General features: G+C 69.9%; 12 protein-coding genes. 5 read left to right on the top strand and 7 right to left on the bottom strand.

Annotated features, from left to right (window positions below):
* Nucleotides 1-79 precede the first annotated feature (79 nt).
* Together hemH and ML342_RS03715 are read left to right on the top strand one after the other, a co-directional pair.
* Nucleotides 80-1,069: a ferrochelatase gene (gene hemH / locus ML342_RS03720; RefSeq protein ID WP_240125581.1), complete on the top strand. Its 990-nt coding sequence runs from the start codon at nucleotides 80-82 to the stop codon at nucleotides 1,067-1,069.
* The gene (locus tag ML342_RS03715) at nucleotides 1,069-1,923 is read left to right on the top strand and encodes an alpha/beta fold hydrolase (protein ID WP_240125580.1); all 855 of its coding nucleotides are present in this window, start codon (nucleotides 1,069-1,071) and stop codon (nucleotides 1,921-1,923) included. The genes hemH and ML342_RS03715 overlap by 1 nt, the downstream gene beginning before the upstream one ends.
* Before the next feature lie 19 nt (nucleotides 1,924-1,942).
* On the opposite strand, the gene ML342_RS03710 is transcribed toward ML342_RS03715, so the two are convergent.
* From ML342_RS03710 to ttcA, 4 genes are all read right to left on the bottom strand, one after another.
* Nucleotides 1,943-2,389, bottom strand: a complete 447-nt coding sequence (locus ML342_RS03710; RefSeq protein ID WP_240125579.1) for a hypothetical protein — start codon at nucleotides 2,387-2,389, stop codon at nucleotides 1,943-1,945.
* A 58-nt stretch (nucleotides 2,390-2,447) separates the two neighbouring features.
* On the bottom strand, nucleotides 2,448-3,245 hold the full coding sequence (locus ML342_RS03705; RefSeq protein ID WP_240125578.1) for a M48 family metallopeptidase: 798 nt from the start codon (nucleotides 3,243-3,245) through the stop codon (nucleotides 2,448-2,450).
* 37 nt (nucleotides 3,246-3,282) lie between these two features.
* Nucleotides 3,283-4,185 carry a recombination-associated protein RdgC gene (locus ML342_RS03700; RefSeq protein ID WP_240125577.1) on the bottom strand — a complete coding sequence of 301 codons (903 nt, stop codon included), beginning with the start codon at nucleotides 4,183-4,185 and terminating at the stop codon, nucleotides 3,283-3,285.
* Nucleotides 4,186-4,260: 75 nt separating this feature from the next.
* The gene (gene ttcA / locus ML342_RS03695) at nucleotides 4,261-5,199 is read right to left on the bottom strand and encodes a tRNA 2-thiocytidine(32) synthetase TtcA (RefSeq protein ID WP_240125576.1); all 939 of its coding nucleotides are present in this window, start codon (nucleotides 5,197-5,199) and stop codon (nucleotides 4,261-4,263) included.
* A 56-nt stretch (nucleotides 5,200-5,255) separates the two neighbouring features.
* Between ttcA and ML342_RS03690 the strand changes: the two genes are divergently transcribed.
* Nucleotides 5,256-5,474: a YdcH family protein gene (locus tag ML342_RS03690; protein ID WP_240125575.1), complete on the top strand. Its 219-nt coding sequence runs from the start codon at nucleotides 5,256-5,258 to the stop codon at nucleotides 5,472-5,474.
* A gap of 6 nt (nucleotides 5,475-5,480) precedes the next feature.
* Here ML342_RS03690 and plsB read toward each other — a convergent pair whose 3' ends face one another.
* From plsB to ML342_RS03675, 3 genes are all read right to left on the bottom strand, one after another.
* Nucleotides 5,481-8,198, bottom strand: coding sequence for a glycerol-3-phosphate 1-O-acyltransferase PlsB (gene plsB / locus ML342_RS03685; RefSeq protein WP_439655142.1), 2,718 nt, complete (start codon nucleotides 8,196-8,198; stop codon nucleotides 5,481-5,483).
* Nucleotides 8,199-8,264: 66 nt separating this feature from the next.
* Nucleotides 8,265-11,222: a GGDEF and EAL domain-containing protein gene (locus ML342_RS03680; RefSeq protein WP_240125573.1), complete on the bottom strand. Its 2,958-nt coding sequence runs from the start codon at nucleotides 11,220-11,222 to the stop codon at nucleotides 8,265-8,267.
* Between the two features lie 111 nt (nucleotides 11,223-11,333).
* Nucleotides 11,334-12,269: a hypothetical protein gene (locus ML342_RS03675; RefSeq protein WP_240125572.1), complete on the bottom strand. Its 936-nt coding sequence runs from the start codon at nucleotides 12,267-12,269 to the stop codon at nucleotides 11,334-11,336.
* A 190-nt stretch (nucleotides 12,270-12,459) separates the two neighbouring features.
* On the opposite strand from ML342_RS03675, the gene ML342_RS03670 reads away from it, so the two are divergent.
* The gene (locus ML342_RS03670; protein ID WP_240125571.1) at nucleotides 12,460-14,406 is read left to right on the top strand and encodes a M1 family metallopeptidase; all 1,947 of its coding nucleotides are present in this window, start codon (nucleotides 12,460-12,462) and stop codon (nucleotides 14,404-14,406) included.
* Nucleotides 14,407-14,431: 25 nt separating this feature from the next.
* Nucleotides 14,432-15,394: an alpha/beta fold hydrolase gene (locus ML342_RS03665; protein ID WP_240125570.1), complete on the top strand. Its 963-nt coding sequence runs from the start codon at nucleotides 14,432-14,434 to the stop codon at nucleotides 15,392-15,394.
* Nucleotides 15,395-15,433: the final 39 nt, after the last annotated feature.

Genomic DNA, 15,433 nt, shown 5'->3' with positions numbered 1-15,433 from the left:
CCGCATCCTGGCGCGGCGGGCATGAATCGATGTTAAGCCAAGCGGGATCCGCACGCGCTTCATGCCATCCTATATGCGTATGCAGGACGATACCCACGCCGCCGCCTCTGCCACCCCGCCCGCGCTGCTGCTGGTCAATCTCGGGACTCCCGCGGCGCCCACCGCGAGGGCGGTGCGTAAGTATCTTTCGCAGTTTCTGCACGATTATCGGATCGTGCCGCTGACGCGCTGGCTGTGGTGCCCGCTGCTGCACTTCCTGATCCTGCCGCTGCGCAGCCCGAAGGTGGCGCGCAAGTACGCGCAGATCTGGATGGAGGGCGGCTCGCCGCTGGCGGTGCATACCGCCGCGCTGGCGGCGGCGGTCGGCGAGCGCCTGCCAGGCTGGCAGGTGCGGCATGCCATGCGCTACGGCGAGCCGTCGGTGGCCGCGGTGCTCTCCGAACTCCGCGCGCAGGGCGTGCGCCGGGTGCGGGTGCTGCCGCTGTATCCGCAGTATTCGACCACGACCACCGCCAGCGTCGAGGACGCGCTGGCCGCGGCGGTTCCCGGCAGCGGCCTGCAGGTGGAACTGCGGTGCGATTACCACGTCGATCCGGGCTGGGTCGCGGCGGTCGCAGACAGCATCCGCGCGCACTGGCGGGCGCACGGCATCGGTGAGCGGTTGCTGCTCTCGTTCCACGGCATTCCGCGCCGGCTGGTCGAGGCCGGCGACCCCTATGCCGCGCAGTGCGAGGCCAGCGCCGCCGCGATCGCGTCCGCGCTCGGCATCGCCCGTGATGAGCTTCTGCTGACGTTCCAGTCGCGCTTCGGCCGCGAGCCCTGGCTCGAGCCGTCTACCCAGCCGACGCTGGAGGCGCTGGCGCGTCAGGGCGTGCGCACGGTGGATGTGATCTGCCCGGGGTTCGCGGTGGACTGCCTGGAGACGCTGGAGGAGATCGCGCTGGAGAACGCTGCCGCGTTCCGCGCCGCCGGCGGCCGCGCGCTGCGCTACATCCCCTGCCTCAATGCGGCGCCGGCGCATGCCGACGCGCTGGCGGCGCTGGCGCGCGCGCAGGAGGGCTGGGCCTGATGCGCGAGGTCGTCCTCGACATCCCGCTGGGCCGGATCGCGGCCCTGCGCAACGATGGGCGCGGCCCGCGCGTGCTGGCGCTGCATGGCTGGTTGGACAATGCCGCCAGCTTCCTGCCGCTGGCGCCGTACCTGCGCGGGCTGGATCTGGTGGCGCTGGACCTGCCCGGCCACGGTCACAGCGTGCATCTGCCGCCGGGAGCGGACTACGGTTTTCCGCTGGCGCTGAACACCCTGCTCGACGTGGCCGATGCGCTCGGCTGGGAGTCGTTCTGCCTGCTCGGGCACTCGATGGGCGCGGGCTTGGCCAGCCTGCTGGCCGCCGCCTGCCCGCAGCGCGTCGAGCGGCTGGCGGTGATCGAGATGCTGGGCGCGTTGGCGGAGGCGCCGGAGCGCACCGCCGCGCGCATGCGCGAGGCGATCGCCCACCGTCTACGGCCCGGGCGCGGGCTGCGCGTATTTCCGGATATCGAGACGGCGGTGCGCGCGCGCCTGCAGTCGCAGCGCGTTCCCGGCACCGGGCTGGAGGTGCCGCAGCTGCGGCTGCTGGTGGAGCGCGGGTTGCGCGCGGTGGACGGCGGGTTCGTCTGGCGCAGTGATCCGCGCCTGGTGCAGCCGACCATGATCCGGATGACCCAGGCGCAGATCGACGACGTGCTGCGCGCGATCGAATGCCCGACGCTGGCGGTGTTCGCCGATCCCGCGCAGCCTTACCTGCCGGATGCCGAGCGCCGCCGCCGGGTGGCGCTGCTGCCGCGTGGACGGCTGGTGGTGCTGCCCGGCGGGCATCACCTGCACATGCAGCAGCCGCAGGCGGTGGCGCAGGCGGTGAACGCATTCCTGGGCGCGGATTGACGCGCTGGCGGCGCGGCCTTTAGTCGCTGCTGGCCACCCGCACCGCCAGCTGGGTGCCGCCGGAGGGGTCACGGACCAGCTGGTAGAACACCTGGCGGCCGTCCTTGCGGAAGGACAGCGTGCTGCCGTCGTCCGACTGCATCGCCAGCTCGCGCTTCCAGCCGCGCGCCTGCATTCCCTGGTCGGCCTCGGCATACACCGTCGCGGTCGCCGTCGGGGTCATCAGGTTGACCATCTGCATCCCGGCCATGTCCACCGCGGTGGCCACCCGGTGCCGCGCCGGCAGGTAGATATCGGTGGGAAAGCCCGGCGGCAGCGTGACGCGGCCACCCGCGTCGGCCTGCGCCGCGGCATGGGCGGGCGTGTATTCCGGCGCGGATGCAAGCGGGGAGGCGTCCCGCGCCTTGTGGCAGCCGGCCAGCACCGTGCCCGCGAGCAGCAATGCATGCGGGAGGCGGCGGTGCATGCGGGTCATGGCTCCCCCGAGTGATCCGTGGCTGCCTGAAATAACGTGCGAACACGCTTCAGTCGGCCAGCAGCGCGCGCAGCCGCCCCTTCAGGCTGCGCCCGGCGCGGCGCAGGTGGTCGCGCTGGTTACGCCAGTCCGGATAGCGGGCTTCGACCGCGGCCCAGAACCGTGGCGAGTGGTCGGCGTGCAGCAGGTGGCAGAGTTCGTGCACCAGCACGTATTCGAACGCCGCGGGCGGCGCCAGCACCAGCGCCAGGTCCAGCGCCAGGGTGCCGTCCGGCGCCAGCGAGCCCCATAGCGAGGAGGTGCGCTTGAATACGATCCGGCGCGGCGCGCGCGGCAGTCCGGAAAGGTAGTTCGGAAGCCAGCGTCCGATGTCGGCGCGGGCTTCGGCCTCGTAGAAATCGCGCAGCGCGCGGCGCAGGGCCGCGTCCCCGGCGCGGGCCGGGACGCTGAAGCAGAGGCTGCCGTCCTCGGCGAACGTAAGCCGGCAGGCGCGGCCCTCGGCCCAGCGCAGCGGCAGCTCGACGCCGCGCAGCGGCAGCGCCGGCGTCGCCATGCGCACCAAGCGGGCGCCGGACGCCTCGGCTTGCGCGGCCCACTGTCCTGCCAGCCAGTCGCGGTGCGCGTGCAGGAAACGTTCGCCTGCGCTCAGGCTGGCACGCAGCGGCAGGGTCAGGCGCGCGCCGCGCTCGTCCACCGTCAGGCGGATCCGGCGCGCGCGCGGATCGCGCACGCGCAGAACCGTGATGTCGCGGCCATCGTCGAGACGCAAGGTCAGCCGATCGCGCTGGATCGCAGGCGCTTTCGGCGCGGGGCGTGCGGGCAGCGTCAGGCGGAACAGGGAGCGCATCGCGCCAGTGTACGTTGCCGGGGGCGGGCGACGCCTCTTACTCGGCCCGGCTGAGCCTGAACGCGGTCTCCAGCACGGCGAACAGGCGCCTGAGCTCGGCGGTCATCAGCGCCAGGCGGGCCTGCAGTTCGGCCACGATGTCGTCGTGCTCGCCGGACTCGATCGAATCCACCGCGCCGTCCAGCAGCTTGAACTTGCGCACGACCAGGTCTTCCCCGATCACGAAGCTGACGTGGTCGTCCAGCACCAGCGCCAGGCGCGTGCACTGCTTGCCGGCTTCCAGGTGCTTGCCGATCTCCTCGCCCGACAGCTCCATGCGCTGGATCTTCACCACCGCGCCGGAATCGGCCGGATCACGCAGCTCGCATTCATCGCCCAGGGTGAGCCCGTCGGGCAGCGCATCGCCGGTCAGGTAGCCGGTGAGGATGGCGCGCGGCGCCACCTCTGCGTTCAGCGGCAGCGCCGGGAAGCTGCCCAGCGCGCGGCGCACTTCGGATACCACCGTTTCGGCCACCTTGCGCGAGGAGGTGTCCACCGCGATCACGCCGAGGGTCCCGTCCAGCAGCGCGTCGGTGCGCACCGGGCGCACGAAGGCGCGCGGCAGCAGTTCGGCGATCAACTCGTCCTTCAGTCGCTTGCGGGCGCGTCCGCCGGGTTTGCGGCCTTCGCTCTGCTCGATCGCCGCCAGCTTCTTCTGCAGCAGGTCGTTGATCACCGCGCCCGGCAGCAGCTTGTCTTCGCCGCCGACGGTCAACCAGTGCGCACCGTCGCATGTGTGCTGAAAGCCGTCGTGGTGCTGGCCCATCGGCGCGACGAAGCCGCGCGAGGACAGTTCCAGCGCGCCGACCGGCTTGAGCGCGCATTCGGCCAGCCGCGGGTCGAGATCGGACAGGTCGAGCGCGGAGGGGAAACGGAACAAGGTGAGATTGCGGAAGAACATCGGCAGTCCAAGGCAGGGGCCGCGATGACGGGCGGCAGGGAACGGAAGGGCGGCAGGCCGGGAGGGCGCGGAGCGTCAGGACTTCAGAATGTCCAGACCATCGTGGTTGCGCACCGGGTGCAGCGCCAGCGGGATGGGTTCGGGGTCGGCAGGCGCGCCAGCCAGCCAGGCGTGCGCATCAGGCAAGGCCGCGTCGCTGCGGCGACCGAGCGCGAGGAAATCGAACAGCTTGGGATCGGCCAGCTGCGACGGGCGGATGTCGCCCAGCGCGCGCGCGATGGTCTCGATTCGCCCCGGGCTTTCCTTCTCCCACTGCGCCAGCATCTTTTTCACCTGCTTGCGCTGGAGGTTTTCCTGCGAGCCGCACAGATTGCAGGGAATGATCGGAAAGCCCTTGGCCGCGGCGTAGGCCTCGATGTCGGATTCGCGCACATAGGCCAGCGGCCGGATCACCACGTGCTTGCCATCGTCGCTGAGCAGCTTCGGCGGCATGCCGGAGAGCTTGGCGTGGAAGAACAGGTTGAGGAAGAAGGTGGCCACCATGTCGTCGCGATGGTGGCCGAGCGCGATCTTGGTGAAGCCGTGCTGCGCGGCATGGGTGTACAGCGCGCCGCGGCGCAGGCGCGAGCACAGCGAGCACATCGTCTTTCCCTCGGGAATGACGCGGCTGACCACCGAGTAGGTGTCCTGCTCGAGAATGTGGAAGTCCACCCCGAGCGAGCGCAGATATTCGGGCAGTACGTGCTCCGGGAACCCCGGCTGCTTCTGGTCGAGGTTGACCGCGGTGATGGAAAACCGCACCGGCGCCTTCTTCTGCAACTGCAGCAGCACGTCGAGCAGCGTGTAGCTGTCCTTGCCGCCGGACAGGCAGACCATCACCTTGTCGCCGTCCTCGATCATGCCGAAGTCGGCGATCGCCTTGCCCACCTGGTGGCGCAGGCGCTTGGCCAGCTTGTCGGCTTCGCGCTTATGGCGGGCGGCAGATGGCGCGGGGTGGGAAGCGGGGGGCGTCATGGGGCCGCCATTCTACCCGCCTGCCGGCGCACCGGAGGTCGCGCTATGCTCGGCGCATGAACCAGCCTCTCGATCCGGCCGAACTTGCGCGCCTGACGCGACGCCTCGCCGAACTGCGTCTGGAGCATCGCGCCCTGGACGAGGAAATCGCATTGCTGCAGGCCTCCCTGCAGGCCGACGAGCTGGCGCTCAAGCGGATGAAGAAGCGCAAGCTGCTGCTGAAGGACCAGATTGCCTGGATCGAGAACCGGCTGATTCCGGACGAGCCGGCGTGAGTGCGCTCAGCCGGCCCCGTCCGTGGACGCGGGATCGGGCGGCAACGCCGGCTGCTCGCCCGTGGTGCGGCCGCTGCCGGCGGGACTGATCTTCTCGATGGTATGCCGCAGCTCGCGCCCGAGCACCACGCGCGCGTCCTTCGCCCACGCTTTCAGGCGCTCGTCGAAGGCCAGTCGCCCGGTCTCGTCCGGCCACACCAGCTTGAGCTCGCGCAGCTTCTGGATGAAGCCGCGGAACAGCGCTTTGTCGAAGAATTCCGGCGCGGCCGGCGCATACAGCAGGGAGAGGCGCTGCGCGGCCAGTTGGCACAGGCTTTCCAGCTCGCCTGCGCCGAGCGTGCCCGAGCCGTTTTTGACCAGCACCGAAATCGCGATGTAGTAGCGCTCGAACGCCTGCTGCAGCGTGTGCCCGAGCGCGCGCAGGCGGAATACCTCGTCGCTCTGCCCGGAGTGGCGCTGCAGGATGCCGCCGTCTTCGTCGCTGACCTGCTCCAGCAGCCCCTCGCGAATGAACACCTCGATGGTGCGATCGATGCGCGCGGCGAAGGTGTCTTCGTCCCACGGCAGGAACAGCTCGGCCTGAAGAAATGGGTACAGGGTGCGGCCGATCTGTTGCAGCTGGCGGCGGCCCATGCGGCGGTTGTTCTGGAAGCACACCGCGATCCACGAGGACGCGGTGAACAGGTGCAGGACGTTGTTGCGGAAGTAGCTCAGCAGCACCGCGTTGTCGCCTTCCACGCTCAGCACGTCTCCCAGCGGATGCGCGGTGCGGGTGATCAGGCCGATTTCCTCGCCGTGAGCGATGATCTCCTCCGGAGTATGCGGCGTCACCGTCACCCACTCAGAGTACGGCACCTCCGCCAGCAGGGTCTTGGACAGCGCGATCTGCGCGCGCAGGTCGGCCTCGCCCATCGCGTGCTTGGGCGTGGACAGCAGCGCCAGCGCCAGTAGATTGATCGGGTTGACGTCGGCGGCGCGGTTGACGTTGATCTGGATGCGCTGCGCCAGGGCATCGATGGTGCGCGAGAACCAGGCAGGTTTTTCGTCGTCGCCGAGCGGCTGGCCGTCCCATTCCGGCGCCAGCTCCGCAAGCACTTGGCTGAGCTGGATGCGCTCGCCGAAGTTCACCACCACCTGCCCGTAGTTGCTGCGCAGCACCTTGGGAATGCCGGTCAGCAGCTGCCAGATCGATTCCTTCTCCTTCGGCTTGCCGGACAGTTCTTCGAGGTAGCTGCGCCCTTCCATCAGCTTTTCGTAGCCGATGTAGACCGGCTGGAACAGCAGCGGCCGGGTCGGCTGGCGCAGATAGGCGCGCACGGTCATCGCCAGCGAGCCGCCCTTGGGCTGCAGCAGCCGCCCGGTGCGCGAGCGCCCGCCCTCGATGAAGTATTCGATCGAGTAGCCGCCCGCAACCAACTGCGCCATGTATTCGCGGAATACCGCCGAATACAGCGCGTTGCCCTTGAAGCTGCGGCGGGCGAAGAACGCGCCGCCCTTGCGCAGCAGGGTGCCGACCACCGGCAGATTGAGGTTGATGCCGGCGAAGATATGCGGCGGCACCACGCCGTGGGTGTAGAGCAGGTAGCTCACCAGCAGGTAGTCCATGTGGCTGCGGTGGCTGGGCACGTAGATCACTTCGTGTCCCAGCGCCTCCTGCTTGAACTGGTCGAGGTGATGCACCAGCACGCCGCGGTAGATGCGGTTCCAGACGAACGTCAGGGCGAAGCTGGCCGAGCGCACCACCGTGCTGGAGTAATCCGCGGCGATTTCCCAGAAGTAGGCATTGGCCTTCTCCCAGGCTGCTTCCAGGCTGCTGTTGTCGCGGCGGGCCTGATCGGCGATGGCCTCCTTCACCAGCGGCGCCGACAGCACCTGGTCGGCCAGCATGCGCCGGGTGGACAGGTCGGGGCCGATCACCACCTCGCGCACGCGCCGGAAATGGGTGCGCAGGATGCGCGAGAGCTTGCGCACGGTGCGCTCGGGATCGAGCCCCTCGGCCACGACCTCGCGCACCTGGAGTGGAGCGGCGAACTTGACCAGGGTGTCGCGCCCGTTGAGCAGGATCGCCAGCAGCCGGCGGAAGCGGCCGACGATGGTCCAGTTCTCCGAGAACAGCACGGAAAACCAGCCGCTGCTGCGCTTGGGCGCCTGGCCGACGAAGATCGACACCGGCACCAGCCGCACGTCCAGCGCGGGCTGCCGCTGGTGCGCCTGCAGCAGCCGCGCCAGCGAGCCGGAGTGGGTCTTGTGCTCGGCCCCTGGCAGCAGGCCGAGCGCATTCACGTGCCGCCGCGACAGCGCCACGTAAGCGCGCTTGCGCCCCAGCGGATCGCCCGCGATCGGCTGCAGCGGCGGCGGCAGTCCGGCCTCGCGGCAGGCGCGCTGCAGGATCAGCGCATTGGACAGGCCATAGTCTTCCAGCACGTAGCAGATCGGGCGAGGATCGCTCGCGATCGCAGGATCGACCTCGATTTCCAGGCGCAGCCAGGGCGCCAGCAGCCGCCCCAGCAGGCGCGCCCACAGGGGCGTGCGCGACGTGCCGCCCGCCGATGCCGGCGCTGCGGCGGGCGCAGCAGGCGCTTCGGCGCCTTGCCCTGTGCCGGCCTGCTCCAGAAAACCGGGCAGCGGCAACGGGCCTGCGTCTGCAGGGTCGGTGACGGGGCGCTCGGGCGCATCCGGCGGGTCGAACAGGCCGGGTTGGTCGGGAAGCTTGCGGTCAGGCATCGCGGCCATTATGGCCGACCGATCGCGCCATCAGCGACGCCAGGCCGGAAGCCGACGTGATTGCGGTCACGCTTTCGTGTCGGCAGCCAGGCAGGCCGCCGCTGGCTGCGGGCGTCCGAACAGGAAGCCCTGCGCGTGCTGGCAGCCGAGTGCCAGCAGCGCCTGTCGCTGCGCCTCGGTTTCCACCCCTTCCGCCACCACGTTCAGATCCAGCGACTGCGCCAGGCTCAGGACCGCGCGAATGATCGCGATGCTGCGCTGTGCGTCGGCCTGGTCGAGATCGCGGATGAAGCTGCGGTCGATCTTGATCTTTTCCAGCGGGAAGCGGTGCGCGTGGCTGAGCGAGGAATAGCCGGTGCCGAAATCATCCAGCGCAGTGCCGATGCCGGCATCGCGCAGCCGCTGCAGGATGCGCGCGGCGGCGTTCGGATCGCTGAGCAGGGTGCGTTCGGTCACTTCGATCTGCAGCCGCTGCGGCGGGAACCCGGTCTCGCGCAGCAGCTCCAGCAGGCGCTGGTCGAAATCCTCGTACTGGAAGTGGCGCGCCGAGATGTTGATGCTGATGAAGCCGCCGTGGGCCACCAGCGGTGCGCCGGCGATGCAGGAGAGCCGGTACATGTGCCAGTCGATGGCCTCGATCAGCCCGCTTTCCTCGGCCACCGGCAGGAACTCGCCCGGGCCGAGCAGGCCGCGCACCGGATGCTGCCAGCGGATCAGCGCCTCGTAGCCGACCGTGCTGTGGTCGTCCATGCGCACGATCGGCTGGAAATAGGGTACGAACTCGCCCGCGTGCAGCGCGCGGCGGAGCTCTATCTCCAGTTCCAGCACGTTCATCGCCGCATTCTGCTGGTGCTCGTCGAACAGCACGAAACGCTGGCGGCCGGTGGACTTGGCGCGGTACAGCGCCACGTCGGCGTCGTGCAGGATCTCGTCGATCGTCAGGTAGCGGTCGTGGCTGATGGCGATGCCGATGCTGACCGAGGCCTGCACCTCGCGCTCGCCGACCGGGAGTGGCGCCTGCATCCGCGCCTGGATGCGCTGCGCGATCTTGATCGCGGTGGACGGCTGCGCGCCCTCCTCCAGCAGGATCGCGAACTCGTCGCCCGACAGCCGCGCGACCACATCCGGAGTTCTCACGCATTCGAGCATGCGCCGCGATACTTCGCGCAGGACCGCATCGCCGGCAAGGTGGCCGAGGCTGTCATTGAACAGCTTGAAGCGGTCCACGTCGAGATAGAGCAGGGCGAAGGTCTGCTGCGGATTGCGCTGCTGCGCGGACAGCGCGCGCTGCAGGCGGTCGCGCAGGTACAGCCGGTTGGGCAGCCCGGTCAGCGGGTCGTGCATCACCTGGTGCTTGAGCTGCGCCTCGACCTGCTCGCGCACCGCGATCTCACGGCGCAACTCGCGGGTGCGCGCCTGCACGCGCTGTTCGAGCTCGGCATTCAGGCGCTCCAGCGCTTCGGCATGCCGCCGGCGTTCCAGGCTGCTGGCGATCTGCTGCGCCACGAAATCCAGCAACTTGGCGTCCTGCTCGGTATAGACCAGATTCGGGCGGTAGCTTTGCACCGCGACCAGGCCCATCACGCCGTCCGGCCCGCGCAGCGGGGCGCCCAGCCAGCACACCGCCGGCATGCAGCTCGCGTAGTGCTCGGCATCGATCTCGCCGCGCTCCACTAGCGCGCGCATGCCGGCGTCGTCGATCAGCAGCGGCTCGGTCTGGCGCAGCGCGTACTCGGTCAGCCCGCGGCCCAGCGGACGATCGGCGCGATCTTCGCCGGCGGTGTCGACCGTGTAAGGGATCTGCAGGTGCTGGCCGTCGGGTGAGAGCAGCGCGATGTAGAAGTTTTCGGCTTCGATCAGCTCACCCACTGCCTGATGGATGCTGCGGTAGAAATCCGCGTCGCACTGCTCGTGATTGGCCAGAGCGGCGATTTTGTACAGGGTGGCCTGCAGGTGCGCGGCGCGCTCGCGCTCGGCGATCTGCACCTGCAGCTGGGCATTTGCTTCGGCCAGTTCGCGGGTGCGCTCCACCACGCGGCGCTCGAGCTCCTCCTGGCTGCGCTTGCGCTCGAGCGCGTTGAGCACGTGCTCGGCCACGAAGCTGAGCACCGCGCAGTCGGACTGGGTATAGACGACGCCCTCTTTGTAACTCTGCACCACCAGCGCGCCATAGACCTGGCCGTCGCGCTGCATGGGCACGCCCATGAAGTCCACCGACGGCGTGCCGATGCCCTCCTCCGGCGGTAGGCCCAGCAGGCGCATGATCTCTTCCGACGGGCCGCGCACCGCGCGGCCGTGGCGGATCAGGCCCAGGGTGAGGCTGCCGCGCATGCGCGAAATCGGGATCTCCTCGTCGGGGTCGTACATGCCCGCGTCCATCTCGTCGGCGAAATAGATGAAGCGCAGGGTCTGCCGCTGCGGGTCGTACAGCGCGATGTAGAAATTCTCGGCGTACATCAGCCGGCCGATGATCTGATGCAGCCCGCGCAGCATGCTCTGCATGTCGCGGTCGGAGGCGGCCATGTCGGCGATCGCGAACAGCGCGTGTTGCAGCTGCTCGGCCTGTTCCAGATCCTGCACCGAGGCGCGCAGGCGCTGGAACGCGAACAGCTCGGCCAGGCGCTGGCCGGCCAGGGTAAGCAGGCGGCTGGGCGCGGGCTCCAGTCCCGCCAGCGCCCCGTGCGGGGCCAGCAGCACCGCGCCGGCATCCGCCGCGCCCGGTGGCAGCAGGCGGGTATCCGGAACTTCGGGGCCGCTCAGCGGGCGGCCGGAGAACGCGGCGACGGCGGCGCGGCGGAACTCTGCGCTGTCGCTCTCCTGCGGTTCGAACAGCAGCTCCCCGTGATCGGTCCAGGCCACTGCCTGCGCGCAGCGGCCCACGTCGGCCAGTCCGCGTAGCAGCGCAGCGGCGGTTTCGCGCACGCTCGGCGCGGTGGCGATCGCCAGCCCCGCCAGCGCCAGCGTGGGCGATTCTGCATCCGCAGCGGGTCGACTCGTTGTGTGCGTGCCTGCGCCTTCGTTCATGCCCTCACCTCCCGTGCGGACGTTGGCCGCTGTCACCGGCGCCTCGAGCAGCCCGCATCCGAGTATATCGGCCGCCACCGGCCAAGCTGTTGCCCAGGCCCGGGCGGCGGCTCAAGGGCGGGGCGCGGCCGCCAGGCTGCGCTGTGCAGCCTGCACGTAATCGTCCAGATACCAATGGCCCTCGATCCGGACTGCGGTCGTGAAGGCGTCGATCGGGGTCCCTCCCAGGGTGTACTGCAGGCGCAGGCGCGCGCGGTCGCCGGTCTGCTCGACCAGGCTGACGTGCAGGCTGCGCAGGCTGGCGTCGATGTCGAGGCCGTACTGCTGGCGCAGCTGCGCCAGCAGAGTGGCGAAGAACGGGGACAGCCGGTTCAGGCTCTGGGTCATGCCCAGCGCCGCGAATGCGGGCCAGCCGGCCTTGCCGTCGATGCCGCTGCGCACCGCCGCGGCCGAGAGCACGCTGAAGAAGCGCTGCGCCCGCGCCGGGTCGTCCAGCGGTGCCGCGATCGCCCAGCGCCCGACGGCGGCGATCGCCTGCGCGGCGTGGTCGCGCTCGTCCGCGCTGTAGCCAGGGTCGCGCTGCACGTATTCGCTGCCGAAGACCATCAGCGTGCGCACCGCCTGGTCGATGTCGGCATCGGCCCCGGCGAACTGCCTGCGGAAGGTGGCCATCAGCCGCCGGTCGGCGTCCGGCGCCTGCAGCGCGGCCAGCATCGCCGGAATGCGCGCATCCAGCGGCAGCTCGTCCAGCGGCCAGCGGCTGCGGCCGTCGCGCCAGGCGCGTTGCAGATCGGCGTGCAGCGCGGGTGGCACCGCGACCCGGGCGAAGCCCACCCCGTCGCGCGCCAGCAGGCGGTCGCGCAGCACGTACACCGCATCCACCGGGCGCGCGGCCGGCACCGGCTCGCCGGCCTGCGGCGCGGCATCGCCTGCATCGGGTGCGGAGGCCGGCTGGCAGCCGGCCAGCCCCGCCAGCAGCGCAAGCAGGGCGAATGCGCACAGCATGCGCCGGGCAAGGCGTAGCGGCAGGGTGTCCCCGGGAGACATGAGGCGAGTGTCGCGGCCGCGGGCACGCAAGGCAAGGCCGGTTGCATGCGGTGTCAATCCAAAATGGAGATGTCCCCTTTTGTCCAAGATAGAGATGTCCCCTTGTCATGCTGAATGATTAAGGGCACGGGCGGCGGCGCACGGGCGATGGCGCTAAACTTGGGGCTTTCCGTTGCAAGGCCCGATCTTCATGCGTCAGCTGCTCCTGTCCGCCGCCATCGCCGCCGCGTTGGGCACCTCTCTCGCCGCCTGTAACCGCGCATCCGCCCCGGAAACTCCCGCTCCCGCCGCCGCCGCGCCCGCCGTGGCAGAGAAAATCGTGGACGAACATTCCTTTTCGCAGCCGGACAAGGTGCGCATCAGCGATCTCGCCCTCGATCTGGCGCTCGACTTCGACAAGAAGGTCATCAGCGGCACTGCCACCTATACCCTCGACTGGATGGACAAGTCCGCCACGGCGCTGGTGCTGGACACCCGTGATCTGACCATCGACAAGGCCGAGGGCCTGGGCGCGGACGGCAAGTGGACGCCGCTGCAGTTCTCGCTGTCGGACAAGGACAAGGTGCTGGGCAGCGCGCTGACCATCGAGGCCCCGACCCGCCCGGCCAAGGTGCGCGTCACCTACGCCACCTCGCCGGAGGCCTCCGGCCTGCAGTGGCTGGCGCCGGCGATGACCGAGGGCGGCAAGCAGCCCTTCATGTTCAGCCAGTCGCAGCAGATCCACGCGCGCTCGTGGGTGCCGCTGCAGGACACCCCGCAGGTGCGCTTCACCTATAGCGCCCACGTGAAGGCGCCGAAGGACGTGATGGTGCTGATGAGCGCCGACAACGACCCGAACGCGGTCCGCGACGGCGACTATCACTTCAAGATGCCGCAGAAGATCCCGTCCTACCTGCTGGCGATCGCCGCCGGCGACTTGGTGTTCAAGCCGATCTCGGCGCGCAGCGGGGTGTGGGCCGAGCCGGCGATGGTGGACAAGGCCGCGCACGAGTTCGAAGACACCGAGAAGATGATCACCACCGCGGAGTCGCTGTACGGCCCGTATCGCTGGGGCCGCTACGACCTCTTGGTGCTGCCGCCGAGCTTCCCCTACGGCGGCATGGAGAACCCGCGCCTGACCTTCGCCACCCCGACCGTGATCGTCGGCGACAAGTCGCTGGTGTCGCTGGTGGCGCACGAGCTGGCGCACAGCTGGTCGGGCAACCTGGTCACTTTCGCCACCGACAAGGACGCCTGGCTCAACGAGGGCACCACCACCTACGTGCAGAGCCGCATCACCGAGGCCCTGTACGGCCGCGACATGGCCGACATGGAGGAGGTGATCGACCGCGACGAGCTCAAGCAGGAGTACAAGACCCTGCGCCCCGAGCTGCAGCGGCTCTCGCTCAAGCCGGGCACCCTGGCCGATCCCGACGACCAGTCCAGCGCCACCGTGTACACCAAGGGCGCGTGGTTCCTGGAGTTCCTGGAGAAGCGCTTCGGCCGCGACGTGTTCGACCCGTGGCTGAAGGGCTATTTCGACCACTTCGCGTTCCAGAGCATCACCACGGCGCAGTTCCGCGACTACTTGAAGGCTACCCTGATCGACAAGCATCCAAACGTGGTGACGATGCAGGAGGTGGACCAGTGGCTGTACGAGCCGGGCATCCCCGGCAACGCGCCGCAGGTCGAGTCGGCCAAGTTCGCCACCGTGAACGCCGCGCGCATCGCCTGGCAGGGCAGCGGCCAGCTGCCGGCGAAGTCGGTGACCGATGCCTGGACCACCCAGGAGTGGGTGCATTTCCTCGAGAGCATGCCGCCGACCCTGAAGCAGGAGCAGCTGGCGCAGCTGGATGCCGCCTACCACTTCACCGGCACGCCGAACGGCGAGATCGCGATGCGCTGGTATCCGCTGGCCGAGCGTAGCGGCTATGCCGCCGCGCGCGAGGAGATGGGCAAGTTCCTGGAGAAGGTGGGCCGCCGCAAGCTGATCCTGCCGATCTACAAGGCGCTGGTGGCGACCCCGGACGGGCTGGCGTTCGCCGAGCAGGTGTTCGCCAAGGCCAAGCCGGGCATGCATCCGATCACCGCCGGCTCGGTGCAGGCGATCCTGGACGCCGCCAGGGCGCAGACGACTCCGGCCGCCGCCGCGCCGTGAGCCGGCGCCAGGCGCACGGGCCGGCATGGGCGGCGCGCTGACGCTCGTCGGGATACTGCTGGCGCTGACTGCGGCGTGGGCGCTGGCGCGTGAGCCGTACCGGTTGCTGCGCCTGGTCTTCGCTTTGCTGCGCCTGGCGCTCGGCCTGCGCCAGCGCCAGGTGCGAGTGGCCGGGCATCGCTGGGTGTATGCCGAGCGCCGCGCGCGCGATCCGGCGGCCCCGACCCTGGTGCTGCTGCACGGCTTCACCGGTAGCAAGGAGAACTGGTATCCGCTGGCGCGCGCGCTCGGCCGCCGCTACCACCTGCTGATCCCCGACCTGCCCGGCTGGGGCGAGTCCGAGCGCAAGCCGGAGGCCGCCTACGGGTTCGTCGAGCAGGCGGAGCGCGTGGCCGCGTTCATCGCCGCCTGCTCGCCGTTGCGGCCAGTGGTGCTGGTCGGGCACTCGATGGGCGGCGGGATCGCCGCGCTGGTCGCTGCCCGCCATCCGCAGCGGGTGACGCGCGTCGCCCTGTTGAGCGCCGCCGGCGTGCGCTTTGCCGACAACGCGTTCGGGCTGGCGGTGCTGGCCGGCGAGAACCCTTTCGCCGTGCGCGATGCCGCCTCGCTGCGGCGCTATCTGCGCACGGTGTTTTTCGATACCCGCGCCATGCCCTGGCTGCCGTGGCCGCTGTCCGCCGCGCTGATCGCCCGCCGTCGCGCCGATGCCGGGTTCGAGCAGGCGGTGCTCGACCAGATCGGGCGCGGTCCGGACAGCCTGCGGCCCGGCGAGGAGGCGGCGCGGATCCACCAGCCCGCGCTGCTGGTTTGGGGGCGCCAGGATGCGGTGATCGACCCCAGCGCCCTGGCGCTGTACGCCGCACGCATTCCACACGCGCGGCAGCTGTTGCTGGATGGCTGCGGCCACATGACGCCGGTGGAACGCGCGCGCGAGGTCGCGCAGGCGCTGGTGGCTTGGATCGAGGACATGCCCGCCGCGTCCGGCTAAGCTTCTCGTCTCCTGCAGACTGCTTCGATACCCGCCATG

The organism is Thermomonas alba (assembly GCF_022419205.1).
GTDB lineage: Bacteria > Pseudomonadota > Gammaproteobacteria > Xanthomonadales > Xanthomonadaceae > Thermomonas > Thermomonas alba.
This window is presented reverse-complemented; position numbering and strand designations above follow the sequence as displayed.